Here is a 25,873-nt window from a genome sequence, read left to right on the forward strand (position 1 = left end):
CAAGCTCGGCGCTTCGTTCAGGGGCATCGGGGTTTGCGACCGGCCATGAGTTCAGCGGCGCGACAGACTGGGGCCTTTGCGCCATGAGCGGCGGCGAGTCCCTGCGTGAAAGCGCCGTCTTCAACCTGGCCGGCGCGATCACGATGATCGTCGACGATTCTCCGTTTTCGCTGACCCTGACGTCCAACGCCCTGACCGGTTTCGGCATCCGCCCGACCTATGCGTGCGGCACGGGCATGGAAGCCAAGAAGCTGCTGACCGACAAACCCGTCGATCTGCTGGTCGTCGACACCGACATGCCCGACATCGACGGGTTCGAACTGGTGCGCTGGCTGCGCCGCTCCGGCCCCAATCCCAACGCCTTCACCCCCGTCATCATGACCGCCAGCCACATTCGTCGCGGGCGCGTCGCCGAGGCGCGGGACTGCGGCGCCAACTTCGTCGTCACCAAGCCCTTCAGCCCGGCGCTTCTGCTGGAGCGCATCCTGTGGGTGGCGCGCGACAGCCGGCCCTTCCTGGAGGTCGGCGACTATCTGGGCCCGGATCGCCGGTTCCGACACACCGGCTATGAAGGCGTGGAACGCCGCGCCGACATGATTCGCAAGGCGAAGGGGATGGAGAGTCTGGCCCTATGACCGTCATCACCCACACTCAGCGCAAGTCTCGCCTGGCAGAGATGCTGGATCGCCCCGGCGGTGTCAGCGTCGGGGTCGCCCTGGCCCAGGCCCGCGCCAATCTGGACGGACTTCAGGATCAGGCCCGCGCCATCATCGGCGACAATATCGCGGCCCTGCTGGCCAAGCCCGATCCGAACCTGATCGAGCCCATGCGGCTGGATCTGGCCTATTCCGCCTCAAGCCAGATCATCGATGCGGCCAGCCCGTTCGAGATGGACGACCTGTGCACGGCGGCCAAGGGCCTATGCGACCTGCTGGACGCCGCGCCGCGTCAGGGCGGTTTCGACTGGCGCATCGCCACGGTCCATGCCCAGGCGATGAAGCTGTTGCTGGCGCTGCCGCCGCAAGAGCAGGCCGCGCGGACCGCCATCCTGACGAACCTGCATGAGGTTCTGAGAAAGAAGCTGCCGACCGCCGATCAGTCGGCCATCTGAGGCGTCTTGCCGCCGCGCGTCTGTTTGCGCCACAGCGCCGCATACTCCCCGCCCTGTCGGGCTACCAGTTCGTGGTGACCGCCGCGTTCGACGATCCGCCCGGCCTTCAGCACCAGAATCTGGTCCGCGTCCGCCACGGTCGATAGCCGGTGTGCGACCACCAGGGTCGTGCGGCCATTCCTGGCCTTGCGCAGGGTTTTCTGGATCGCAGCCTCGGTGCGGCTGTCCAGGGCGCTGGTGGCCTCGTCCAGGATCAGGATGCACGGATCGGCCAGCAGGGCGCGGGCGATGCCCACCCGCTGGCGTTCGCCGCCCGACAGCTTCAGCCCCCGTTCGCCGACCTTGGTCTGCATGCCGTCCGGCAAGCCGCGAATAAAGTCGGCCAGTTCCGCCGCCTCCGCGGCCGCCCACACCTGCGCCTCATCCGCCTCTGGCCGGGCGAAGGCGATGTTGGCGGCCAGGGTGTCGTTGAAAAGCGCCACGTCTTGCGGGACCAGCGCCACCGCCGACCGCAGCGAAGCTTGGGTCACCTCGCGCGCATCATGGCCGTCGATCAGCACGCGCCCTTCCTGTGGATCGAGCAGGCGCAGCGCCAGTTTGACGATGGTGGACTTGCCCGCGCCAGAGGGCCCGACCAGCGCCGTCGTCGTGCCCGGCGCGGCGTGAAAGCTGACGTCCTCCAGCCCATTGGCCCGCGCGTCGTGGCGGAAGCCGACGCCCTCGAACGTCACCGACGCCCCGCGCGCATCGACCGGCCGCGGCAGGGCGACGGCGTTCGGCGCATCCGCGACCTGCGGCGTCTGTCGCGTCACCTTCAGCATCTCCTCCATGTCGATGAAGGACTGACGGATTTCCCGATAGGCGAAGCCCAGGATGTTCAGCGGCGCATACAGCGAGATCATGATCAGCACCGCCGCTGTCACGTCGCCCGGCCCCATCCTTCCGGCCGCGGCCTCGGACCCGGCCATCACCGCCATGACGCCCAGGCCCAGGTTCATCACCAGGGCCTGCATCCCGTTCAGCATATTCAGCGAACTGTTGGCCTTCAGCGACGCCTCGGCATAGTCGCCCAGCGCCCGGTCATAGGTCTGGGCCGCGCGCGTCTCGGCCCCGAACGACTTGACCGTCTCATAGTTCAGCAAGGCGTCGACCGAGACGCCGGCGGCCTCGGAGTCGGCCGCATTCATGATCCGGCGATGCTCCAGCCGCCAGTTGGACATGGCGAAGGTGGCGGCGGTGTAGATGACGACCACAACTACCGCGACGGCGGCGAAACGCCAGTCGTACTTCGCGCCCAGCACCGCGGCCGCCAGCACCAGCTCAACCCCGGTCGGGACCAGGTTGAAGGCCAGGATACGCAGCAGGAAGTCCACCGCGCGCGATCCCCGGTCCATCGTCCGCGACAGGGCGCCCGAGCGTTTGGTCTGGTGGAAGTCCAGCGACAGGCTCAGCGCATGGGCGAAGGCCTCGGCCGCCGTCGCGCGCTGGGCGGCGGCGCGCACCGGCGCGAACACCACGTCCGAAACCAGGGGCGAGGCCGCCGATAGAAACCGCACGAGGGCCCAGCCGATGGCGAAGGCTGCAAAGCCCAGGCCGACGGCGGTCGCCGCACCCTGCCCCGCCGCCAGACGGTTGACCGCCGCGCCCAGCACCAGCGGCGCCAGAACGCCCAGCCCCTTGCCCGCCAGCGTCAGCAGAATGGCCGAGATCAGCCGCAGTTTCAGGTGCGGCGCGCCGGATCTAGCCACCAGCCGCGCAAGGTCCGCCAGCGCCGTCAGCGTCGGGGGTCCGTCCGTCTTGTCCTGTGGGCTCCCTGCCTGCTGCGCCTTGACCATCGGGTCACGCCTGCCGCCGGAGCGTTCGCCTCGCATCGCCATGATCCGCATATGGAAAGCCAATGCGACCGGGGAAAGGCCACGCTGGCGCGCAAGCGGGGATTCGTCGCTCAGCCCAGACCGGCGACCGCCTCGATCAACTCGTCCACGGCCGCTTGCTGCGTCGCCCACGAACAGACAAAGCGCACCGAGCCATCATCGAAGGCGTAGCAGGCCCAACCCATTTCGTTCAGGCGGGCGTGCGCCTCTGGCGGCATCCGCACGAAGACGGCGTTCGCCTCCACCGGATGGGCCAGGACGAAGGGCGACCGCCCCGCGATGCCGGCCGCCAGTCGCTGCGCCATCAGATTGGCGTGGGCGCCGCCCGACTCCCAATCGCCGCTTTCCAACAAACCCAGCATCGGACCCGACAGCAGACGCGTCTTGGACGACGTCTGGCCCGCCTGTTTCAGACGGTTGTCCAGTCGCCGCGCCAGGCCTTTGTCGAACAGTACGATCGCCTCGGCGCAGTTCGCGCCCGCCTTGGCCCCGCCGAACACCAGCACGTCCACGCCCAGGCGAGGAATGTCCTTCAGGTCGAAACCGGCGGCGACCGCATTGGTCAGGCGCGCTCCGTCCATGTGAACGCCGTAGCCCAGCGCCTTGGCCGGTTCGATCAGGTGGCGCAGTTCTTCCTCGGTATAAACCGAGCCATATTCGGTGGCCTGTGTCAGCGACAGGGCGGCGGGCGGCTGACGATGCCCGACTTCGGGTTCGCCCAACTGCGCCTGGAGCGCCAATGGATCGATCTTGCCCGAGAACCCCGGCAGCCCGATCAGGCCGACGCCGTGACCGAAGAAGCCTGGCGCGCCCGTCTCGTCGGTGCAGATGTGCGCCGCATGGTGAGCCAGCACCGCCTCATAGGGTTGGGCCAGCATCGACAGGGCGATGGCGTTGGCCGCCGTCCCACTGAATACAAAACGCACCTCGGCGTCGGCATCCAGACGCTGGCGGATCTGGTCGGCGGCGCGGCCGGTGACCTCGTCTGCGCCATAGGCGCGCGCGAATCCCTTGTTGGCGCGCACCAGGCCTTCGATGGCGCTCAGCGCCATGCCGGCGGTGTTGTCGGAGCCGAAATCGTAACGCATCAACGGTTCGTCGCCTTCAAATCGGCCGTATCGTCTTCGACCGTGCGGACGCGCACGACCGGGACCACATCCTCATCGCCATAGGGCACGGCGACCTGATGCGGGAACGGAATCTCGATCCCGGCGGCGTCCAGCGCCTCCTTGCCGCCCTGCATCAGATCGGCCTGGGTCTGCCACCAGTCGCCGACCTTCACCCAGGCGTGCAGCGTCACCTGCACCGAGCTGTCCAGCAGGCCCGTAACGCCAGTCCACGGATGGGGATCGTGCAGCACCTTGTCGTGTGCGGCGGCCATATCCGCCAGCACGCAGCGCGCCTGGTTCAGATCGTCGCCATATCCGACCGTGAAGTTGATCTCGATCCGGCGCGTCTGCTGGCCGGTCAAGTTGGTCAGCGGGTCGCTCAGGACCTTGGAGTTCGGAATGACAATCTTGTGGTTGTTGGCGTTGGACAGCTGGGTCGTGAACAGGTCCAGTCGCTGCACCGTGCCGCTCATCCCGCCGACATCGACCACGTCGCCGACCCGGTAGGGCCGCAGCACCAGCAGCATGATCCCCGACGCCACGTTTGACAGCGTGCCCTGCAACGCCAGGCCCACCGCCAAGGACGCCGCGCCCAGCACGGCGATGATCGAGGTCGTCTGGACGCCCAGCCGCTGCAGCACGGCGATCATGCCGATGATGAAGACCACCACCCGCACCACCTGGACCGCGAAGCTCAAGACCGTTGGATCGTGGCGGAAGCCCTTGACCCGCGACAGGGTATTGCGCGCCGCCCGCGCCGCCCATTTCGCCGCAAAGACGGTGAGGACGAAGATCAGGATGGCGATCGTCAGGTTGATCGCGAAATCACCCGCCATGTCGGTCAGCTTGGCGATCACGGCGGCATCGATCGAAACGGCCTTGCGGCCCGCGGCCACCGCGTCGGCGACTTCGTTGGAAAGAGGCAGAGACATGAGGTCGGGTCTAACGCCTGACGCGACGATTGAAACCCCCGAAAGCCCGATTTCAGGCCTTTGCGATGCGCCCGCCGCCGCTTTCAATGGCGTCCAGCAGGTCCATCACATCGTCGATGGTGTTGGCCTCTCGCGCCGGCTTGTCCCAGCGGATGCGGCTGATGCGCGGAAAGCGCATGGCCACGCCGGACTTGTGCCGCGTCGAGCGATTCAGCCCCTCGAAGGCGATCTCCAGCACCAGGCCGAAATCCCGTTCGGCCCGTACCGACCGCACCGGCCCGAACCGGTCGATGGTGTGATCGCGCACGAACTTGTCGAGCTGCTTCAACTCTTCGTCGGTGAAGCCGAAATAGGCCTTGCCCACCGGCGTCAGCGCGCCTTCCGGCGTCCAGACGCCGAAGGTGTAGTCGGAATAGAAGCTCGAGCGTTTGCCGTGGCCCCGCTGGGCGTACATCAGGACGGCGTCGATGACGTGCGGGTCACGCTTCCATTTGAACCACGGCCCCTTGGGTCGCCCCGCCAGATAGGGGCTGTCCCAGCGTTTCAGCATCAGCCCCTCGGCCGCCGCCCCAACCGGCGGATCGGCGCGCAACCGCGCCAACTGATCCCAATCCGCATAATCGACGACCGGCGACAGATGCAGTCGCTCGCCGGAATGACCATTGACCAGGGCCTCCAGGCGCGCCCGACGCTCGCGCAGCGGCAGGCTGCGCAGATCCTCGCCGTCCTGGGCCAGCAGGTCATAGGCGACGACCGCCGCCGGAAAGGCCTGCATCGCCTTGGCGTCGACCGACTTGCGATTCAGCCGCTGCTGCAGGTCTCCGAACGGCGCGACCGCCCCGTCGCGCCAGACGATCAGCTCGCCATCGATCGCGCCTTCGAACGCCAGGGCGTCCATCACATCGGGAAAGGAGCCCGAAATCTCGTCGCCGGTGCGGGAATAGAGTTTGCGGACCTCGCCCTCCAGCACTGCCTGCACCCGGATGCCGTCCCACTTCCATTCGGCCGCATAGTCGGCCGGCGACAGTTTGGGCAGATCGACCGCTTCATCGATGGCGACGGCCAGCATGACGGGTCGGAACCGGCCGGGCGCATCCGGGCTGGGCCGCTCCGCCCTGCCCTCCAGCCAGGCGAACAGATCGGCGTAGGGCGGCTCGACCGCGTGCCAGACCTCCTCGATGGCGGAGGCGTCGAGCGCCTCCAGCGTCATCTGCGCCTCGTCGCCGTCCGGCGAAGGCGGCGCCATCACCGCATCCGGGCGCATCATCGCCGCCGCCGTCTTGGCCAGCCGCGCCGACAGCCCCACGCGCAAGGCCCCGGTCATCAGCTTCAGCAGCGCCCAGCGCCCTTTCGGCTCCAGCGCATCGAGCCAGCCTTCCAGAAGACCGCGCACCTCCGTCCGCGTCGCGGTCCGTAGCGCCTCCACGACCTCGGCCAATTCGGGCTCGCGGTTTGGCCGATGGTCCGGCGTCACCGGCCAGATCAGGGCCACCGTCTCAGCCAGATCGCCCACATAGTCGTAGGACCAGCCGAACAGCACGCTGTCGACCCGGCCTTCGACCGCCTTTCGGATCATGGCCGGCTTGGCCGCGTCGAACGTCAGGTCGCCGGTCAGGGCCGCCAGCGCCCAACCCCGATCCGGATCGGGCGTCGCTCTCAGATAGTCGCGCACCAGGACCAGCTTCGCATTGCGCGAAGCCGTCAGGGACAGGCGGTCCAGAAGCTCGGCGAAGGCGCGCATCGTCATCCATCTTGGGCGCCGGAAGCGTCGCCGTCCTCTTCAGAACGAAAAACGCCCCGGAGGTTTCCCTCCGGGGCGCATCTCAAATCCTTGACGGATCAGTTGAACAGGCCGGCGATCACGGCGGTGATCAAACCACCGGCGACGGCGGCCAGCACCACGTCATTACCGCTTCGGACATATTGGTAGCCACGGGGCGGCGCGCGCAGGCCATAGCGGTTGTAGTCATTCACCACATAGGCATTGGTGCGGTAGTAGGACGGCATCCGTTGACCATAGCTCCAGGTCCGAACCGCATAGCCGCGCGGCGGGACATAGCGCGGGGCGTTGTAGCGACGTTCCGCACGCTGCCAGCGTTCATAGGCGCGTCGCTGCTCGCGATAGTCGCGACGATCCTCGCGCAGTTCGCGGCGGTAGTCGCGGCGATCCTGGCGATAGTCCCGACGATCGTAGTGGTCAGGACCCGGACCGTGACGAGCGGCGGGACCATGCGGGCCGTGCGGCGGTACGGGCTGAGCCGAGGCTGCGCCAGCGGCGCCCAGCGCGCCGGCGGCCATGACCGAAGCGATTGCGGTGGTCAGGATCTTCTTCATGATCGTGTCTCCATCTGCGCCGAAGATCATCGGCTTGGGTGCAGTTATGGAGCACGGCGACTGAGGCGCGCCTGAACCGGCGTCCTCGGGCTAGGTTCATGTCGGGAACACAGGATCGCCGCAATCAGGCGGCGACGGAGGCCTCAGACGATGGCAGCGCCATCTGCGCGACCGCGTCGCGACCGCCGCTGACGCGACCCATCAGAGCGGCCAAAGCGCCGAAATCGATCGGCTTGTTCAGATAGGCGTCGGCGCCGGCCTGAAGCCCCGCCTCATGATCCTCATGACGCGCCGAGGCAGACAGGACCACAATGGGGGTGCCGGCGTTCTGGCCGCCTTCGCGGATCATGCGTGTCGCGGTCAGTCCATCCATGACCGGCATATTCACATCCATGATGATCAGGTCGAACTGTTGATCCTTGGCGATATCCACCGCGACCTGGCCGTTCTCGGCCGTCGAGGTGACGTGGCTGGCAGAGCTCATCCAGGCCTCCAGGATCATGCGGTTCACAGGGTGATCCTCGACCACCAGGACGCGCAGCGATTCGCCGCCCTCGATCTCGGCATGAACCTCGGCCGCCGCGACGGGCTTGGCCCATTCCACGACCTCGGCCTCGATTTCCAGGGTGAAGCAAGAGCCCTCGGCGAGCTTGGACGTCACGGTGATGTCGCCGCCCATGATATTGGCCATGCGTCGCGCGATGGTCAGGCCCAGACCCGTCCCGCCAAAGCGCCGCGTGGACGAGGTGTCGACCTGGGTGAAGGGCATGAACAACCGCTCCAGATCGGCCGCCGCAATGCCTGCGCCGCTGTCCTGGACGACAAACTCGAACCGCACGCGCTGATCCGACACGCGGTGTCCGCGCACGAGATAGTGGATCTCGCCGGCCTCGGTGAACTTGACCGCATTGGACAACAGGTTCTGCACCACCTGGCAGACGCGCAGCGGATCGCCGCGCACCACCGTCGGGATGTCGCCTTCCACGGTCGTGACGAACGTCAGGCCCTTGGCTTCGGCCTGGGCTTCGAAGGGGCCGGTGATGCGCTTGTTCAGACCGTCGACAGCGACATCGACGACCTCGAAGTTCATCTTGCCGGCCTCGATCTTGGTCATGTCGAGGATGTCGTTCAGCAGCGACAACAGATTGTCGCCGGAGTTGCGGATGATCGACAGATATTCGCGCTGCGTCGTCTCCAGTCGCGTCGCGCTGAGCAGTTGGGCCGCGCCCAGCACGCCGTTCATCGGGGTGCGCAGCTCGTGCGAGATCACGCCCAGGAAGTTCGACTTGGCGTCATTGGCGGCGTTGGCCTTGTCGCGGGCCGCTTCCAGCTCCTCGATCAGATGCGCCTGGTGCGACTGGAACGCCCGGATGCGGTCTTCTCGCAGCAGGGTCATGGTCACCAGCACGAACAGACCCGCCGCCGTGAACGGCAGGACCGCCAGCATCGACCAGAAGGCGTTGGTGCCCCACAGGCTGAACAGAATGATCGTCGCGGCCGCACCGTAGGGCGAAGAGATGATCAGGGCCTGACGCGGCGAGCTGCGAAGCTGGGCGAAGACCAGCACATAGCCAGAAATTAGCAGGGCGAGGGCCAGGGGGCGTCCGAACTCGGTGGGCGAGAACCAGGCCATCAGAGGCGCGATGGCCCAGGCGCCGGTCGTCACCGTGGCCACGATCGGGAAAATCACGCCCCAGTTGGTGCCGACGCGATGGCTCAGACGATGTTCGACGATTCCCCGCAGCGACCCGGCCGCCAGGGTGCCGCCGAACCACAATAGCGCCGGCCACAGGCCCACCGTGCCGAGAAGACCTACGCCCCACGAGGCGATGATCATGTAGCGGAGATACTGCGTCTGCAGGATGGCGGTCAGCGCCTGGGCCGCGTCTCCGGCGCGTTGTTCGCCTTCGAGCGCCTTCACGACGCCATCGGATTCCACCATAAGCCCAGATCCCCACGTTCTGTTTGGTTGGATGACGCTAAGACGAAGGTTCTAAGACGATGTGAACGCAGTTCTTTCGCTCAGCCTGCCTCCTCTGGCGTCAGCGCCTTGATCGAAAGAGCGTGGACCGGTCCGGCCATTTCGTCCTTCAACAGGGCGTTCACCGCGCGTTGTCGCGCCAGCCGCGATTGCCCCTGGAAAGCGGCGGACACGATCACCAGATTGAAGTGGCTTTCTCCGCCAGGCTTGGCGTCCATTCCGCCTTCATGATGATGTCCGGCGTGGCGCCAGCTGTCGTCCTCGACCTCAAGACGCTCGGGCGACAGCCCTGCCGTCAGTTTTGCACGAATAATCGTCGCCACCGGGCCTTCAGACATGATCGATTCCTTGATGCTGTCCCAATCGGGCTTACACTTCGGCTGATGTCCGCCTCCTTTCAATACAAGCCGCGCTTCACAGACATTCGGGTGAAGCCGCCCAAGCCCGAGGAAGAGGCGGCGAAGGCCGACGTCCTGCACCTCAAGCCTGGCGAAAAGCCTTGCCAGTGGCCCGACTGTCGCCGGGCTGCTGCGGCCAAGGCGCCCAAGTCGCGCGAACGGCTGAACGACTTCTACGAATTCTGCCAGCCGCACGCCGGCGAGTACAACAAGGGCTGGAACTTCTACGCCGGCATGAGCGAAGGCCAGATCCGCGCCGCTCAGGAAAACGAGGCCATGACCGGCGGGCGCCCGACCTGGGAGATGCAGGCCGGCAAGTTCACGCGCGAGGCGGCCGCCTTCGCCGCCAAGATGGGCACCTCGAACACCACCGGCGCCGGCTCATGGCGCGACAGCTTCGGCCTGTTTGGGCGCAAGGGCGATCAGGCGCCGCAATCCGCGACCGAGGACCGCCGCATCGGCAAGCTGGAACGCGCCGCCCTCGCCGACCTCGATCTGGATCCGGGCGCCGACAAGGCGAAGATCAAGGCTCAGTATCACGAGCTGCTGAAGCGGTTTCACCCCGATACCAACAGCGGCGACCGCAGCGCCGAGGCCAAGCTGCAACGCGTCATCAAGGCCTGGAAGACACTGAAAAAGGCCGGCCTGGCCTGACGGCCTATTCGGCGTAGATCATCTTGCGCGTCATGCCGCCGTCCACGGTCAGCACCTGCCCAGTGACGAAGCCCGCTTCGGCGAGATAGAGCACGGCCCCTGCGATATCCTCCGCGCGGCCGACGCGGCCGACCGGGTGCTGTTCGTGATCGACAGGACGCAGATCCTCGCCATCCGAAATCCAGCCGGGCGCAATGGCGTTGACGCGGATCCGAGGGCCTTCGCTGATCGCCAGGGCGTGGGTCAGGGCGAACAGCGCGCCCTTGGACGCCGCATAGGCCTCGGTGTGCGGCTCGGACATGAAGGCGCGGGTCGAGATCATGTTCACGACGGCCCCGCCCTCGTTCAGCAGAGGAATGGCGGCGCGGCTCATCAGGAAGGCGCCGGTCAGATGGCTGTCGATGATGTTGCGCCAGTCCGCCAGCGACAGCTCAGCCAGCGGGCCGTTCACCGGATCGGCGATGCCCCCGTTGTTGACCAGCAGATCCAGCGACGACCACCCCAGCGTCTCAAACGCTTGTTTGACCGAGTCCTCATCGCCCAAATCGCAGTCGATATGACGCGCTTCGCCCTCTCCTGGCTTCAGGTCGAAGGAGGCGACTTCCCATCCGTTGGCCAGCAAGGCCTTACAGACGCCCGTTCCGATCAGGCCCGATCCGCCCGTTACAATCGCTTTTTTCATGGTCCGAAAACCGGCGACGGCCGGCTTGGTTGCGCCGGATCAGGGCTGACCAGCGGCCTGGCTGTTCGTGGCGGCCATCATCGGGCTCGACGGTTCGCGGAAATAGCGATCAATCCCGTCCGCCACCGACTTCATCAGGCGACGGCGCGCGCGCTCGTCGGTCAGAAGCCGCTCGTCCTCGGGGTTTGTGATGAAGCCCATTTCCAGCAGCACGGCCGGCACGTCGGGTGCCAGGAGGACAGCCAGGCCCGCATCGCGATGGCTGCGGCGAAGCAGAGGATGGTCCGATCCCTCCAGGTGGGTCAGCAAGACCCGCGCGAACTGGGCCGAGCGGTTCTGGGTCGCGCGCTGAGTCATGTCGAGCAGGATGCGATCAACCGACGGATCGCGCCCCGGCAGATGCAGCTCGCGGTGCCAGTTGTCGCCGCGCGTGAACTCGCGCACGGCCCGGCCCGCGCCCTGCTCCGACAAGGTATAGACGCTGGCCCCGCGCAGCGCCGGATCGGCGCCGGCGTCAGCGTGCAAGGAAATGAACAGATCCGCGTCGGCCTGACGCGCGATGGAAACACGGCGATAGAGATCGACGTAGCGGTCGTCGGTCCGGGTCAGGCGCACGCGATAGCGGCCGTTCTTCTCAAGCTCGGCCTTCAACGCCAGGGCGGCGGCAAGGGTGACCTGCTTTTCCTGCGCGCTCGCGCCGCTGGCGCCCGGATCATTGCCGCCATGGCCGGCGTCGATGACGATCAGGGGGCGTTCGGCGCGACGCGGTGGTGCGCTGGCGCGCGGCGCCGGCGTGGTCGAGGCGCGCGCGGCGGCTCCTGTCGCCTTCAGATCGACGACATAACGATAATGGCTGACGCCGTCGCCGGGCGGCAGCAGGAAGCGCCGTTCGATCTCGCTGCCGCGCGCCAGTTCCAGCTGAACCCGCGACGAACCGCCGGACGAAGTAACCTCATAGGAGCGCACCAGACCCGAACCGCCACCGTTCAGACCACGCCCTGGCGCAACACCGCTGAGGGCCAGCACCACCCGGCCTTCGCCGCCCGCGTCGATGACGCGTCCTTGCGCCGTCTTGTCCAGATCGATGACGACGCGGGTCCGATCGCCATCGGCGCCGAAGCGCACCGCCAGCACATCGCCCTGCGCGCCCCAGGCGAAACCGCGCGTTGCGGACAGACCGACCATGCAGATGACCACGAAGGCCAGGGCGGTCATCGCCCACTCCTTCGCGCCCCAGCGCATCAGACCTGTCAAAACGCGACCGCTCATCTGCGTCGGCGAACCCGGTTTAAGCCTACTTGACCCCCATCATGACAGAGGCTCGTATTCAGGGGGTTAAGGCGAGCGCCTTTTAATTCTCCCGTTGCATGACTATGCTGTGACCGCTCGCGAACCGATCGCGCCGATTTCGCCTCTGCGAATCTTGGCGCGCCCTCCTCGCGGCGTTGACTTTCACCAATCCTAGAACCGCCCCGGCCTGGCCGATGGTTCGAAGAGCGGACCAGGGACGCGGCCTTCCCAAGGGATTGGCGCGCCCGGTTCAGGACCGACGACTTAATGGGCCTTTCCGCCTGCGTTCCCCAACGGCTTGATCAAGCCTTCTTCGCCGTTCTCGGCGAGGGGATGTCGCGCGCGCCGGCCCTCACCTTCATTCGGCGAGCCGCCATGACCCTGTCCGGAGATCCGGGACGGTCGGCCTGCGCGCGCCAGAGAGAGACTTTCCATGTCAAAGACAATGCTGATCGATGCGGCGCATCCCGAGGAGACCCGGGTCGCCATCGTGGACGGGCGCAAGATTGAGGAATTCGATTTCGAATCCCGTGCGAAGCGCCAGCTTCGCGGCAACATCTACCTCGCCAAGGTCACTCGCGTAGAGCCCAGCCTGCAGGCCGCCTTCATTGAATACGGCGGCAATCGCCACGGCTTCCTCGCCTTCAACGAAATCCACCCCGACTACTACCAGATCCCCGTCGCCGACCGCGAAGCCATCATGGCCGAGGCGCACGATGATGAGGACGAGGACGATCTCGACCGCGAATCGACCGGCGATGACGTCGACCCCGAATCGGCGCTGGCCGACGAAGAGCGGCTGAAGCGCCGCCTGATGCGTCGCTACAAGATCCAAGACGTCATCAAGCGCCGCCAGATCCTGCTGGTCCAGGTCGTCAAGGACGAGCGCGGCGCCAAGGGCGCAGCCCTGACCACCTGGCTGTCGCTGGCCGGCCGCTACTGCGTGCTGATGCCCAACACCGGCAAGGGCGGCGGCATTTCGCGCAAGATCACGAACACCTCTGACCGTCGTCGCCTGAAGAGCGCCGTCTCGGCCCTGGAAGTGCCCAAGGGCATGGGCCTGATCATCCGCACGGCGGGCGCCAAGCGCACCAAGGCCGAGATCAAGCGCGACTATCAATATCTGCTGCGCCTGTGGGAAACGATCCGCGAGACCACACTCGCCTCTCACGCCCCCTCGGTGATCTACGAGGAAGAGAACCTGGTCCGCCGCGCTGTGCGCGACATGTTCGACAAGGATTTCGACGGCATCCAGGTCGAGGGCGTCGAGGGCTTCAAGGAAGCGCGCGACTTCATGCGCGTGCTGATGCCGGCGCAGGCCAAGAAGGTTCACCTGTATCGCGGCTCGCGGCCCCTGTTCGCGGCCAACGGCATTGAAGAACTGCTGACGCAGATTCATCAGCCGGTCGTGCCGCTGAAGTCCGGCGGCTATCTGGTGATCAACCAGACCGAGGCCCTGGTAGCCATCGACGTCAACTCGGGTCGCGCCACCAAGGAACGCAACGTCGAGCAGACGGCGTTCAAGACCAATATGGAAGCGGCCGAGGAGGCCGCCCGCCAGCTGCGCCTGCGCGACCTCGCCGGCCTGGTCGTCATCGACTTCATCGACATGGATGAGGGCAAGAACAACCGCGCCGTCGAGCGCGTGCTGAAGGAGGCCCTGTCCTCCGACCGCGCTCGCATCCAGATGGGCCGCATTTCGCCCTTCGGCTTGATGGAAATCAGCCGCCAGCGTCGCCGACTGGGCGTGATCGAGGGCGCGACCGAAGCCTGCCCGCACTGCCAGGGCACGGGTCGCATCCGCTCGGCCGAATCCGCCGCCCTGATGACCTTGCGCGCGGTCGACATCGAGGCCGGAAAGAACGGCGCGGGCGTCGTGGTGCTGAAGGTTTGCACCGCCGTCGGCCTGTACATCCTGAACCACAAGCGCGCCTATCTGCAGTCGCTCTTGGAACGTCGCGGCCTGAACGTCATCGTCCAGATCGACGACAGCTTGGGTCAGGGCGAACACAATATCGAGCGCACCGAGACGAACGAGGACTTCGTCGCGCCCGAGATCGAGATGCCCAACCTCGACGACGACTTCGACGCCTCGCTGTACGAAGACGAGGATGAGGACGACGACGAGGAGATCATCGCCGACGACGATGACGACACCGTCGAATCCCTGGATCGCGAAGACAGCGACGACGACGAACCGCGCGAACGTTCGGAACGTCACGACGGCGGTCGCGATCGCGGTCGTGGACGCAACCGTCGCCGTCGCGGCGGTCGTCGCGACGAGGAAACCTCCGACGTCGAGGCCGTCGATACGGTCAGCGCCGACGACGCCTCGGACGATGAGGAAGACGAAAACGGCCGCCGCCGTCGCCGTGGCCGCCGTGGCGGTCGCCGCGTCCGCGAGGATGGCGAGCGCGACGTCTACACCTGGGTTCGCGGCCGCACGCCGTCGCTGGACGACCCCTATGTCTGGTTCGACCCGCTGAACCCCAGCCGCTCGGAAGGTCGTCCGGAACGCGGCGAGCGCCCTGAGCGGGCAGAACGTCCCGCTGTCGCTCAGTCCGAGATCGAAGGCCTGGATGTCGTTGCTGGCGAAGGCTCCGGCGAGGAAGGCGGCCGTTCGCGTCGCCGCCGTCGTCGGGGTCGCGGTCGTGGCGACGGTCCCGTCAGCCACGAGATCAAGGTCGAGAACCGCGCCACCAACGAAGGCATGCCGCCCGACGGCTCGCCCGAGACGCCGATGGCCGTCATGGTCGAGCCGACCGAGGCCGTCGAAACGTCTGCCCCGGCCATCGCGCCCGAACCTCAGCGTCGTCGCGTGCGCCGCAAGTCGGCCAGCGCCAACGTCGAGATCGCGACCGAACCGCATCCCGACACCGCCATCGAGCCGAACGAGGCCACGGTCCAAGGCGCGCCGGTCGAGCTGGACGTGACACCGCGTGAGGCGCTGGCCGCCGAACCGGCCGAGGTCGCCCCGGTCGCCGCCCCGACGGCGGTTCCAGTGACCGAGGCCGTCTTGGCCGAGCCCTTCGTCGCCCCCACGCCGGAGATCGACGTCCAGGCCATCATCGCCGAAGATCCGAACCAGATCGTCGCACCGCCCGAAAAGCCCAAGCGCGGGTGGTGGCGCCGCTGATCGGTCACGATTAGACTGTCTGGATACAGGCGGGGGCCGGTCGTTGTTGGAGTAGAGCCATGAGATGGCTTCCCCGATCTGCATCCCGCGTTCTGGCGGCGGCGGCGACGGCCTTGATGGCTGTTTCCGTCGCCGGCCAGGCCTCCGCGCAAAGCCTGATCCGCGACACCGAGGTCGAGGGCATCGTGCGCGAATGGGCCGACCCGGTCTTCGTGGCCATGGGGCTGAACCCGAACGACATCGAAGTTCTGTTGGTCAACGACAACGACCTGAACGCCTTTGCAACACGCGGGCGGATCATGGGCGTCAACACCGGCCTGATCCTGCGCACCAAGACGCCTGGCGAACTGCTGGGCGTGATGGCGCACGAGGCGGGCCACATCAAGAACCGTCACACCCTGCGCGACGGGGCCGAGAACGCCGGCAAACAACCGATGTTCATGACCATGGCGCTCGGCGCCCTGGCGATCGCCGCCGGCGCGCCGGACGCAGGCGTGGCCCTGCTCGGCTCCAGCCAGTATTTCGGCGCTCTTGGCGCGCTGCATTATATGCAGAGCCAGGAAGGCGAGGCCGACATCTCCGGCGCGCGGGCGCTGGAGGCGGCCGGTGAATCCGGCGCCGGACTGGTGTCCTTCTTTGAGAACTTCCGCTCGCAGGAGGTCTTCTCCGACGCCCGCCGCTATCCCTATTTTCGCAGCCACCCCCTGTCGTCGAACCGGATCGAGAGCCTGCGTCGCTACGTGCAGGAACAGCCGCACTACGACCATCGCGACAGCCCCGAACGTATGGCGCAGCACGCGCTGATCCTGGCCAAGATCCACGCCTTCATGGATGCGCCGAACGCCACCCTGCGCGACTATCCGTCAACCGACACCTCCCTGCCCGGCCGCTATGCGCGGGCCATCGCCTGGTATCGCGACGGCCAGACGGACAAGGCGCTGACGGCGGTCGACGCGCTGATCGCCGGCGACGTGAACAACCCCTATTTCCAGGAACTGAAGGGCCAAATCCTGTTCGAGGAAGGTCGCCCGGCCGAGGCCGTCGCCGCCCACCGCGAAGCGGTCCGCCTGAAGCCCGACGCCCCCTTGCTCCGCGTCAACCTGGCCCACGCCCTGATCGAGACCAACGACAAGGCCAAGCTGGACGAGGCCATCGACCAGCTGAAACACGCCGTCGTCGCCGAGAAGGACAACACCATGGCCTGGCGACTGCTGGCCCAGGCCTACGCCTCGCAGGGCAAGGAGGGCGAGGCGCGCCTGGCCTCGGCCGAATACTATTTCGCCGGCGGGGACGAGAAACAGGCCACTCAGTTCGCCCTGCGCGCCCGCTCCATGCTGGATCCGGGCTCGATCGAATGGCGACGCGCCGTCGATATCGTCCTGGCCTCGGGCGCCACGCCCGACGATCTCAACGACCTGGACCGCCGCGACGCCGCGCGCCGGCCCGCCACCCTCAACTGACCCTTACCGCCGACTGCGAGCCTGAATGACCGACGACGCCCCCACGCCTTCGCCCGAACCCAAGACCGCCAAGCCGGGATGGCTCAGCGGCGGCCGCGCTGGCTATCTGGCCCTGGGCCTGTCGGTCATCGCGCTGGGCTTTTCAGCCGCGCCCTATCTGGCCGGCGGATCGAACGTGCGCGCCTATCTGCTGGAGCATCCCGAGGTCTTGCAGGAAGCTCAGATGGCGCTCCAGACCAAGGACGCCGAGGCCGCCGTCGAGGAGACGAACCAGGCCGCCGCCGCCAACGCCGGCCTCCTGGCGCCCGACGCCCGCGATCCGGCCTTCGGTCCGGCGAACGCCAAGGTCACGGTGATCGAATTCTTCGACTTCCGCTGCCCCGGCTGCAAGGCCGTGGCCCACGACTATCGCGCCCTGATGGCCGCCCACCCGGAAGTCCGCTTCGTCTTTAAGGACTGGCCGATCCTGGACCGCGGCGACGACATCACCTCGCAATACGCCGCCCGCGCCGCCCTGGCCGCGCACCAGCAGGGCAAGTATCTGGAGGTCTATGACGCCCTGATGACCGAGCGGGCGCTGTCGATCGAGGCGATCGACGCCATCCTGGCGGCGCATGGCGTGGACATGGCCCGCGCCAAGGCCGCGATCGCCGCGCCCGACACCACCCGCCACATCGCCGACATCCACACCACGGCCGCCGCCCTGCGCCTGCGCGGCACGCCGACCTTCTTCGTCAACGGCAAGGCCAGCCCCGGCATCGACCCCGCCGAAATCGGCAAAATGATCGAAGCAGCGAAGCGCTGACCAACCCGCGGCCGAGGCGTCAGGCCTCGGCCAAACTCATCTGACCGCCGATCCATTCGACGCCGGCATGGCGCAGGGCGTCATTGGCCGCTGTCTCGTCGCCCAGCGCCTGCTCGGCGCGGTAGAGGACGTAATAGCTGTAGGGATCGTTCGGCCAATCCTTCAGCAGCTCGCCGATCTTGGCCTTGGCCCCGGCCGCATCGCCGGACGCCAGCATGGCGGCGGCCAGGCTTCGGCGCGTCGGGTACCAGATCATCGGCGGATCGCCGCCCTCGGGCGCCATGGCCTGGATCGCCGCCGCCCGCCCATAGGCGGCGATGGCGGCGGGATAGTCCTGATCGATCATGGCCGCGCGGCCTTCTAGCACATTCTGGAACAGTTCGGCGAAACCGGTCTGACGATCCGCCATCGGGCCCTTGAACGCCTTGTCCGCCAGCAGGCCGGCGATGGCCTGGGCCTCGACCCGAACCGCCGCCGCATCGCCGCGCCGCGCCGCCGCCTCGCCCCGTGCATAGCGCCAACCGACCCGCATCAGCGGACGGCCCACGTCTGGTTCGGCCAGCGCCGCGACCTGGGCGTCCGATCCGAACCGGCCGTAAAGCGCATAGGCGTCCGCCGCCATCACCTGACGATAGACGAAATAGCCGTCCTCGCCCGCCTCGGGCGGTCCCGCCAGCTGCGGATAGGTCGCCATATACCAGTCGGCCAGCTCCAGCCCTCGCTCGGCCCCGCCCGCCATCAAGGCGCCGCCCATGCCGAAATGGATGTTGTGAGCATGCAGCCGCATGCCGCGAATGCCGCCTGGCGGGCCGACCAGTTGGTCGTAGCGCTTGTCCAGCGCCACGGCGTTGACGTTGGACATCATCGCATCCTTGTAGCGCCCGACCCGATAGAAGGTGTGCGACGGCATATGCACCAGATGGCTGGCGCCCGGTGCCAGCAGGGCCAGCCGCTCGCCATAGGCCAGCGCCCTGTGCGGATCGTCCGACCATTCGGTCAGGTGGATGTACAGGTGAATGGCGCCCGGATCGTTCGCCTTGACCGTCAGGGCGTGCTCCAGGATCGCCATGGCGCGGGTGACGGCCGGATCGGTCGCCTTGCCGTCCTTGTCCCACCATTCGCCCTCGGGCTGGAGCATCCAGGCGTCGGCGGTGATCGAGGCAACCGATACGTCGTCGGCATGGCGCTTTGCAATCCGGTCCATGGCGCGGGCGTAACGCAGGGCGCGGGTCTTCTCCTTGCCGGAATAGCGCTGGATCATGGCGTCGATCATCTGGCGCTGCATCGGCGTGGCGTCGCGGGCCAGACGCCGCGCGTCACGGGCGACGCGAAGGCCTGTGGCGATCGATTCGGGATCGCCGCCGCCGCCGTTCAGGTTCGGCCCGATCGCCCAGGCCTCGCCCCAGGCGCACATGCCGCACGACGGGTCCAACTGCCTCGCCTTCCTGAACGCCCGCACCGATTCCGAATGCTCGAACGCCCAGCGCAGTCGAACCCCGTGGTCGAACCAAGCCTGGGCCTCGGGGTTCTTCGTATCGACCGCGAAACCCTCGTCGCCGAACCCCGGAGCCATGACCATGTCGCGTGTCGGCTGGACATCGCCGACGGCCCCGACCCGGCCGCAGACCTGCGGATTGGTGATCAGGGCCAGGGTCGCCGCCGTCGCTGTGGCGTCGGCGACCGCCACGGGCGCAATTAGACAGGCGACCGAAACCGTCGCGACCCATAGACTTTTGCGCATCTTCGCCCCTCTCCCTCTGGCGACCAGTGTGCGCTCAAATCGTCGGCTCGCCAATCACCCCATCAGGGCATGGTGACAGGCAAGGTGTCTTGCGCCCGCCCGTCGCCAGCCGGCGCCTCGATCCCAAGCATCCGCGCCAGGAAGGGCTGCACATCGACGCTGTCCAGATCGGTCAGCCGACGACCGGCGACCACGCCCGGCCCGTGGGCGATGAAGATCGCCGCCATCTCCGGCGCCTGATTGTCATAACCGTGGGCGCCGCCCGCCCGCGTCACCGGCCGATCCCGCGTCGCCGTCAGCCAGCCGGTCTCGACCAGACAGACGATCTGCGCCACGCGTGGATTGGAACCATAGACCAGCCGCGCCGGCACATCGGCCTTGTTCCAGCATTCCATATGCGGATGGCGTCCAACCAGCTTCTGCTGCACCTCGGCCTCGCGGCCCGGCGCCGGATCGGCGGTCAGGACCGCTCCGCCATAGCCGATCTTCAGCGCAGCCGGATCGATGATGTCGTCGATCCACACGACCCGATCCGGCGAGGTCGCGGCCATGCCGTGATCCGACACCACGACCAGCATCGTGCGATCATAAAGCCCTCTCGCCTTCAGCCCCTCGATCAACCGTGCCATCGAGGCGTCCACCGATGCCGCGGCGGCGCGCGTCTCGGGCGCATCAGGGCCGTTGCGGTGACCGGCGGTGTCGACGATGTCGAAATACAGCGTCTCCAGCTTCGGCCGCTGATCCACCGGCAGGTCCAGCCACGACAGCAGTCGATCCACGCGCGCATCGCCCGGCATTCCCTGGTCGAACGACGCCCACTGGCTGGGCCGTACGCCATGGATCTCGACCTCCGATCCCGGCCAGAACATGGTGCCGGTGCGCACGCCCGCCTTTTCGGCCGTGACCCAGATCGGCTCGCCCTGATCCCAAAAGCCGCTTTCCTTGCTGGCCATGGTGAAGGCGCCCAGTTGCGCGTCGTTGAACCGGTTGCCAACCACGCCGTGATGGTCCGGGTGCAGGCCCGTCACCAGCGTATAGTGGTTGGGGAAGGTCACGCTGGGGAACGACGGCCGCATCGACCCGAACGCGCCGCCGGCGACCAGTCCATCCAGCACGGGCGTCTGCCCCTTGCCCAGATAGTCCGGCGAGAAGCCGTCGATCGACACCAGGATGACCAGATCGGGACGGGTCGTCTGCGCGGCCTGCTCGACAATCGGAGATGTAAGGGCGGATTGCGGGGCCCCGGCGCAGGACGCGACGGCGAAGGCGGCGGCCACGGCCAGGCTGGCGGCGACGAAACGAGACATGAACTTACTCCAAGGCGACTCTGAACCATTGCCTAAACTTAATGGACGACAGCCACGCGACGGCTTGTGCGACCGGCGTTCACTCGCCAAGCTTGGCGTATGGAAACCGTCATCGACATTCGCGGCCTGACCAAGACCTACGGGACGGTGAAGGCCTTGGACGGCCTGACCTTGTCGATCCCGCGCGGCGGGGTCTACGGCATTCTGGGGCCCAATGGTGCAGGCAAATCGACGCTGTTTCGCACCCTGTTGGGTCTGATTCGTCCGACCGAGGGCAAGGCCACGGTGATGGGCGGTCGGATCGGCGATCCGGCCTCGATGCGGCGCATGGGCTCGATGATCGAGACGCCGCGCTTTCCGCCGTTCATGACCGCCCGCCAGGTGCTGGAATGGCTGGCCCGCGCCCATGGCGGCGTGTCCTCGGCCGAGATCGACAACTGGCTGCAACGCGTCGGCCTAACCGAGGCCGCCAACCGCCGCGTGAAGGGCTTTTCGGTCGGCATGCTGCAACGTCTGGGCGTCGCCGCCGCCCTGATGACGAAGCCGGACCTGGTCATCCTGGATGAACCGACAAGCGGCATGGATCCGCCCGGCATCCAGGAGATGCGCGCCCTGATCCGCAGCCTGGCCGACCATGACGGCGTCACCGTCATCTTGGCCAGCCACCAGCTTCAGGAGGTCCAGCGCGTCTGCGACCGCGTCGCCATCTTCAACAAGGGCAAGGTGATCACCGAGGGCCGCGTCTCCGACCTGACCGCCTCGGGCGAGCGTCTGCGCCTGTCGGTCACGCCGTTGGCGAAGGCCATGTCCGTGCTGGGCGACCGCGCGACGCTGGAGGGCGATGCACTTGTGGCCGCCGTGCCGCGTAGCGAAGCCGCCGCCGCCATCAGAGCTCTGGTCGAGGGCGGAGTCGATATCGAAGAAGCCCGCTGGATCGGCGCGGACCTGGAAGACGTCTTCATGAGCGAAACCGGCTGGACCGGCGTGCAGGAGCAAAACCGTGCTAGCTGACGCGATCCGTTCCGAAACCTACCGCCTGTCCAAGAACCGCACCGCCCTGTTCTGGAGCGTGCTGTTCATCCCGATCATGGGCGTAATCCTCGCCACCCTGGGCTTCGTCGTCGCCAAGGCCAATGAGGCCAAGCTGGCGGGCAAGCTGCCGCCGGACATGATGAAGGGCGGCCCGCTCGATCTGGGGATGGCCATGGTTAAGAGCGCGGGGGATTTCGCCAATCCGGCCATCCTGATGTTCGTCCTGATCGGCGCGGCGACCATCTACGCCGGCGACTATCGCTGGGAAACCTGGCGGCTGATCAGCGCGCGCAACACCCGGCCGAATCTGCTGACCGGCAAGGTCGCGGTCGTGGGTCTGGTGATCGTACTGGCGACCATCGCCGCCCTGATCTCCGACGTGATCGCCAGTGTGATCCAGGCGGCGGTATTCGGCCGCCCCCTCACATTCTCGATGACCGGCGCAGCGGCGGCGGACTTCGGCCTGCTGGCCCTGACGTCCTGGGCGCGCATTCTGCAGTTCACCATGCTCGGCCTCCTGGCGGCCGTAGTGACGCGCTCGTTGCTGGCGGCCCTGTTCGCGCCGTTGGTGATCGGCGTGGCCCAGTTCTTCCTGCCCCAATTGCTGCTGCCGATGGGCGTGACTCCGGACGGCTGGCTTCTGCCGTTGCTGTCGCCGGGCATGGCCACCGACCTGCTGAAGGCCGCCATCGAGGGCGGCGCATCGGCAGCGCAACTGCCCGATTATGCCGTACTCAAGGGCGTCCTCAGCCTGGCCCTCTGGATCGGCGTCCCCTTCGCCGCCGCCGTCGCCTGGTTCAACCGCCAGGATTTGTCCAAGGAATAGGCGGCGACGGACTGCGCGCGCCTTCCGCAACCAGCCAGTCGCGGAAGGCGTCCACCGCCGCGTCCTTGCGGCCTTCCGGCCGCAGAAAGACAAACCGGGACGGCCGCTCGACGAAACCGAACGGCGCGGCCAACCGGCCGGCCATCACGTCTGGCACCACGAAGGCCCAAGGCGCGATACCAACGCCCAATCCAGCGATCGCCGCCTCCACCAGCGAATGATTATGCGCGAATTCTCGCTCCATCGCCGCCGGCGGCAGGGTCACGCCGGCCAGTTCAGCCCAAACCGACCACGCCCGACGGAAGGTCGCCGAATGCAGCCGCGGCGCGCCAGTTAAGGCTTCTACCGTTGGCAGCTGAGCCATCATGGATGGCGATCCGACCGGTCCCTGATGTTGAGCCAAGAAGGGCGTCGCTTCGGTTCGCGCATGAAGCTGATCCGGCTCCACGATACGGATGGCGCCGTCGAAACGATCGCGCCGATAATCGACCGGCGCATAAGATTCCGACAGCCTAACGCGCACGTCAGGATGCACCTCCAGAAATGACGGCAAGCGCGGGATCAGCCATTTCAAGGCGAAGGTGCCCAGACAGGAAATCTCGATCTCCCGCACCGCGCCCTGCCGCGCGGCCTCGACCGCATCCATGATCGCGCTAAACGCAGGCGTCAGGCCCTCGGCCAGCTTTGCCCCAGTCTCGGTCAGCGTCAGCGCATGGCGTGGCCCGGTCACCAGAGCCACGCCCAGTGAGGCCTGCAGCGCCGCGATCTGACGGCTGACCGCCCCGTGGGTGACACACAACTCGGCTGATGCACGGGTCATGCTGCCGTGCCGAGCGAACACCTCGAAGGTTCGCAGCGCATTCAGCGGCGGCGGCGCGCGACCCGACATGTGACCTCCCCTTACAGACCTCCACCCGCTTAATCGATTTCGCCGTCGTCGCCTATCGGCTTCAAGCTTGACGATGCCGCTTCCGAACCCACCGCCCGAACCACCACGCCGCTCGCTTCAGGATCAGATCGCCTACGGCCTGTGCATTCTGCTCATATGGAGCATGGCGATCGCCGCGTGCTGGGACGGCTAAAGCCGTTTCTCCATGAAGACGTCCGCGCGCGCATAGGGCGTGGGCCGTGGCGGCAGATGCACGAAGCCGGCGCTTTCATACAAGGCGATCGCGGGCTTCAGGGCGCTGTTGGTTTCAAGATAGAGCCGGACAGCGCCAGCTTGCCGAGCCGCCGCTTCGCAGGCCTCCAGCAGCAATCGCGCCAGACCCAGGCCGCGCGCGGCGGGCGTGACGGTCATCTTGCATATCTCCACCCCGTCATCGGTCGGGACCATGGCGCAGCAGCCCACGGCCTGCCCATTGCTCTGCGCGATAAAGATGCGCCCGCCCTTGTCCAGGAAGACGCCCTGCGGATCATCGATCGCGACCCGATCCTTGGCCTCGATCGCAAAGCCGCCCTCGACCAGCCAGGCGGTGTTCAACTTCGCCCAGGCGGCGGCGTGATCGGGACGGAAATCGACGATCGCGACGGTCATTCACCCCTCATGTCCGGTTTCCACGCAAAGCAAAAGGGCGGTCGGATCGCTCCGACCGCCCTTCCGGCGTTTGGTCAAACGACCAAATCTTAGTCCTCGTCGTTGCCTTCGAAGGCCAGGACCGGACCGGAGTCCTTGCCCTTGGCTTCGACGTCGCGGTCGACGAACTCGATGACGGCCATCGGGGCGTTGTCGCCGTGGCGGAAGCCGGCCTTCATGATGCGGATATAGCCGCCGTTACGCTCGCTGTAGCGCGGACCAAGCGTTTCGAACAACTTGCCGACTTGCGGCACGTCGCGAACCTGGCTGATGGCCTGACGACGCGCGTGCAGGTCGCCCTTCTTGGCGAGGGTGACCAGCTTCTCGACGAAGGGACGCAGTTCCTTCGCCTTGGGCAGGGTCGTGGTGATCTGCTCGTGCTTGATCAGCGAGGCGGCCATGTTCGCGAACATGGCGGTGCGGTGGCTGCTCGTGCGACCGAGTTTACGATGGGCGGCGCCGTGGCGCATCTGGGTCTCTCCTACTCCGGAACCGGTATCCTCAAGCGGACCTGGAACCGTAATCTTCTAACCGCCCCGACATTCTCCCGAAGGAGACGGGCGGAGGGTTGAACTTAGATCTGGTCGTCGAACTTCTTGGCCAGATCTTCGATGTTTTCGGGCGGCCAGTTCGGCACGTCCATGCCGAGGCTGAGGCCCATCGTCGTGAGAACTTCCTTGATCTCGTTCAGCGACTTGCGGCCGAAGTTCGGGGTGCGAAGCATTTCGCCCTCGGTCTTCTGGATCAGGTCGCCGATGTAGACGATGTTGTCGTTCTTCAAGCAGTTGGCCGAACGAACCGACAGTTCCAGCTCGTCCACCTTCTTCAGCAGCGCCGGGTTGAAGGGCAGGTCGGGCTTGCCGTCCGACTGCTCGACAGCCTTCTTGGGCTCTTCGAAGGTGATGAAGATCTGGAGCTGGTCCTGCAGGATGCGCGCGGCGTAGGCCACAGCGTCAACAGGCGTGACCGCACCGTTGGTTTCGACTTCCAGCAACAGCTTGTCGTAGTCGAGCGACTGACCCTGACGGGTCGGCTCGACGCGGTAAGCCACCTTCTTGACCGGCGAATACAGGGCGTCGACGGCGATCAGGCCGATCGGCGCATCTTCCGGACGGTTCAGCTCGGCGGCGACATAGCCCTTGCCGTTCTGGACGGTCAGTTCCATGCGCACCGATGCCCCGTCGTCCAGCGTGCAGATGACGTGGTCGGGGTTCAGAACCTCGATGTCCGCCGGCACGTCGATCTGGCCGGCCGTCACCGGACCGGGGCCCGTGGCGCGCAGAGTCATGCGCTTGGGGCCTTCGGCGTGCATGCGCAGCGCCAGTTGCTTGATGTTCAAGACGATGTCGACCACGTCTTCGCGCACGCCTTCCAGCGACGAGAATTCATGAACGACGCCGTCGATCTGGATGGCCGTGACGGCCGCGCCTTGCAGCGAGGACAGCAGAACGCGACGGAGCGCGTTGCCGAGCGTCACGCCGAAGCCACGCTCGAGGGGTTCGGCCACCAGGCGCGCCTTGCGCTGGGCGTCGGAACCGATCTCGATCTGCGGCTTCTCGGGACGGATCAGCTCTTGCCAGTTTCTTTCGATCATTTTGTCCCTCGAACGGGTTTCGCCTGCTCCG

At 66.7% G+C, this 25,873-nt stretch carries 23 protein-coding genes; 8 read left to right on the forward strand and 15 right to left on the reverse strand.

Translation table 11 applies throughout. The annotated features are described in order from the left end of the window. Nucleotides 1–83 precede the first annotated feature (83 nt). Both E4341_RS10490 and E4341_RS10495 read left to right on the forward strand, forming a co-directional pair. A complete protein-coding gene (locus E4341_RS10490; protein ID WP_039247653.1) occupies nucleotides 84–635 on the forward strand; it encodes a PleD family two-component system response regulator in 552 nt (183 codons plus the stop codon). Next, complete coding sequence (locus tag E4341_RS10495) at nucleotides 632–1,111, forward strand: hypothetical protein (protein ID WP_045811695.1); 480 nt, start codon at nucleotides 632–634, stop codon at nucleotides 1,109–1,111. The genes E4341_RS10490 and E4341_RS10495 overlap by 4 nt, the downstream gene beginning before the upstream one ends. Here E4341_RS10495 and E4341_RS10500 read toward each other — a convergent pair. The 7 genes from E4341_RS10500 to E4341_RS10530 form a co-directional block, all read right to left on the reverse strand. Continuing rightward, a complete protein-coding gene (locus E4341_RS10500; RefSeq protein WP_165117146.1) occupies nucleotides 1,096–2,982 on the reverse strand; it encodes an ABC transporter ATP-binding protein/permease in 1,887 nt (628 codons plus the stop codon). The genes E4341_RS10495 and E4341_RS10500 overlap by 16 nt on opposite strands. 74 nt (nucleotides 2,983–3,056) lie before the next feature. Then, nucleotides 3,057–4,073 (reverse strand): low specificity L-threonine aldolase, encoded by a 1,017-nt coding sequence (locus E4341_RS10505; RefSeq protein WP_165117148.1) that lies wholly within the window; start codon nucleotides 4,071–4,073, stop codon nucleotides 3,057–3,059. Continuing rightward, entirely contained in the window at nucleotides 4,073–5,026 is a 954-nt protein-coding gene (locus E4341_RS10510; protein ID WP_165117150.1) for a mechanosensitive ion channel family protein, read from the reverse strand. Before E4341_RS10510 ends, E4341_RS10505 begins: the two co-directional genes overlap by 1 nt. A gap of 52 nt (nucleotides 5,027–5,078) precedes the next feature. After that, nucleotides 5,079–6,767 (reverse strand): cisplatin damage response ATP-dependent DNA ligase, encoded by a 1,689-nt coding sequence (locus E4341_RS10515; protein WP_165117152.1) that lies wholly within the window; start codon nucleotides 6,765–6,767, stop codon nucleotides 5,079–5,081. Nucleotides 6,768–6,865: 98 nt separating this feature from the next. Beyond that, nucleotides 6,866–7,360, reverse strand: a complete 495-nt coding sequence (locus E4341_RS10520) for an RcnB family protein (RefSeq protein ID WP_165117154.1) — start codon at nucleotides 7,358–7,360, stop codon at nucleotides 6,866–6,868. A gap of 124 nt (nucleotides 7,361–7,484) precedes the next feature. Beyond that, nucleotides 7,485–9,302: a response regulator gene (locus E4341_RS10525; RefSeq protein ID WP_165117156.1), complete on the reverse strand. Its 1,818-nt coding sequence runs from the start codon at nucleotides 9,300–9,302 to the stop codon at nucleotides 7,485–7,487. Nucleotides 9,303–9,382: 80 nt separating this feature from the next. Next, complete coding sequence (locus E4341_RS10530; protein WP_165117158.1) at nucleotides 9,383–9,679, reverse strand: BolA family transcriptional regulator; 297 nt, start codon at nucleotides 9,677–9,679, stop codon at nucleotides 9,383–9,385. A 45-nt stretch (nucleotides 9,680–9,724) separates the two neighbouring features. Here E4341_RS10530 and E4341_RS10535 point away from each other — a divergent pair, with 45 nt between their 5' ends. Further along, the gene (locus E4341_RS10535) at nucleotides 9,725–10,393 is read left to right on the forward strand and encodes a J domain-containing protein (protein WP_017506027.1); all 669 of its coding nucleotides are present in this window, start codon (nucleotides 9,725–9,727) and stop codon (nucleotides 10,391–10,393) included. A gap of 4 nt (nucleotides 10,394–10,397) precedes the next feature. Here the strand turns inward: E4341_RS10535 and E4341_RS10540 are convergent, their stop codons facing one another. Then, nucleotides 10,398–11,075: an SDR family oxidoreductase gene (locus E4341_RS10540; RefSeq protein ID WP_165117160.1), complete on the reverse strand. Its 678-nt coding sequence runs from the start codon at nucleotides 11,073–11,075 to the stop codon at nucleotides 10,398–10,400. Between the two features lie 39 nt (nucleotides 11,076–11,114). Next, a complete protein-coding gene (locus tag E4341_RS10545) occupies nucleotides 11,115–12,290 on the reverse strand; it encodes an N-acetylmuramoyl-L-alanine amidase (RefSeq protein ID WP_205751275.1) in 1,176 nt (391 codons plus the stop codon). A gap of 508 nt (nucleotides 12,291–12,798) precedes the next feature. On the opposite strand from E4341_RS10545, the gene E4341_RS10550 reads away from it, so the two are divergent. Genes E4341_RS10550 through E4341_RS10560 form a run of 3 tightly spaced genes read left to right on the forward strand, consistent with a single transcriptional unit; the run spans nucleotide 12,799 to nucleotide 17,766 of the window. Continuing rightward, nucleotides 12,799–15,501 carry a ribonuclease E/G gene (locus tag E4341_RS10550; RefSeq protein ID WP_165117163.1) on the forward strand — a complete coding sequence of 901 codons (2,703 nt, stop codon included), beginning with the start codon at nucleotides 12,799–12,801 and terminating at the stop codon, nucleotides 15,499–15,501. 59 nt (nucleotides 15,502–15,560) lie between these two features. Beyond that, nucleotides 15,561–16,961, forward strand: a complete 1,401-nt coding sequence (locus E4341_RS10555; protein WP_165117165.1) for a M48 family metalloprotease — start codon at nucleotides 15,561–15,563, stop codon at nucleotides 16,959–16,961. 25 nt (nucleotides 16,962–16,986) lie between these two features. Beyond that, nucleotides 16,987–17,766: a thioredoxin domain-containing protein gene (locus E4341_RS10560; protein WP_165117167.1), complete on the forward strand. Its 780-nt coding sequence runs from the start codon at nucleotides 16,987–16,989 to the stop codon at nucleotides 17,764–17,766. A gap of 19 nt (nucleotides 17,767–17,785) precedes the next feature. Here E4341_RS10560 and E4341_RS10565 read toward each other — a convergent pair whose 3' ends face one another. Further along, nucleotides 17,786–19,507: a hypothetical protein gene (locus E4341_RS10565; protein WP_165117169.1), complete on the reverse strand. Its 1,722-nt coding sequence runs from the start codon at nucleotides 19,505–19,507 to the stop codon at nucleotides 17,786–17,788. A gap of 62 nt (nucleotides 19,508–19,569) precedes the next feature. Next, the gene (locus E4341_RS10570) at nucleotides 19,570–20,814 is read right to left on the reverse strand and encodes an ectonucleotide pyrophosphatase/phosphodiesterase (protein WP_165117171.1); all 1,245 of its coding nucleotides are present in this window, start codon (nucleotides 20,812–20,814) and stop codon (nucleotides 19,570–19,572) included. A gap of 99 nt (nucleotides 20,815–20,913) precedes the next feature. Between E4341_RS10570 and E4341_RS10575 the strand changes: the two genes are divergently transcribed. Further along, nucleotides 20,914–21,825, forward strand: coding sequence for an ABC transporter ATP-binding protein (locus tag E4341_RS10575; RefSeq protein WP_165117173.1), 912 nt, complete (start codon nucleotides 20,914–20,916; stop codon nucleotides 21,823–21,825). Then, nucleotides 21,815–22,672 carry an ABC transporter permease subunit gene (locus E4341_RS10580; RefSeq protein ID WP_165117175.1) on the forward strand — a complete coding sequence of 286 codons (858 nt, stop codon included), beginning with the start codon at nucleotides 21,815–21,817 and terminating at the stop codon, nucleotides 22,670–22,672. The genes E4341_RS10575 and E4341_RS10580 overlap by 11 nt, the downstream gene beginning before the upstream one ends. Here E4341_RS10580 and E4341_RS10585 read toward each other — a convergent pair. The 4 genes from E4341_RS10585 to E4341_RS10600 all read right to left on the reverse strand — a co-directional run bounded on the left by E4341_RS10585 (nucleotide 22,644) and on the right by E4341_RS10600 (nucleotide 25,842). Next, on the reverse strand, nucleotides 22,644–23,561 hold the full coding sequence (locus E4341_RS10585; protein ID WP_165117177.1) for a LysR substrate-binding domain-containing protein: 918 nt from the start codon (nucleotides 23,559–23,561) through the stop codon (nucleotides 22,644–22,646). The two genes, E4341_RS10580 and E4341_RS10585, sit on opposite strands and share 29 nt — an antisense overlap. Before the next feature lie 189 nt (nucleotides 23,562–23,750). Then, nucleotides 23,751–24,209, reverse strand: coding sequence for a GNAT family N-acetyltransferase (locus E4341_RS10590; RefSeq protein ID WP_165117179.1), 459 nt, complete (start codon nucleotides 24,207–24,209; stop codon nucleotides 23,751–23,753). A gap of 89 nt (nucleotides 24,210–24,298) precedes the next feature. Then, a complete protein-coding gene (rplQ, locus tag E4341_RS10595) occupies nucleotides 24,299–24,718 on the reverse strand; it encodes a 50S ribosomal protein L17 (RefSeq protein ID WP_055804627.1) in 420 nt (139 codons plus the stop codon). 104 nt (nucleotides 24,719–24,822) lie between these two features. Next, nucleotides 24,823–25,842, reverse strand: coding sequence for a DNA-directed RNA polymerase subunit alpha (locus E4341_RS10600; RefSeq protein ID WP_017506040.1), 1,020 nt, complete (start codon nucleotides 25,840–25,842; stop codon nucleotides 24,823–24,825). Between the last annotated feature and the right edge of the window lie 31 nt (nucleotides 25,843–25,873).

It is taken from the genome of Brevundimonas sp. 'scallop', assembly GCF_011045535.1.
In the GTDB taxonomy this organism is placed as follows: Bacteria; Pseudomonadota; Alphaproteobacteria; order Caulobacterales; family Caulobacteraceae; genus Brevundimonas; species Brevundimonas vesicularis.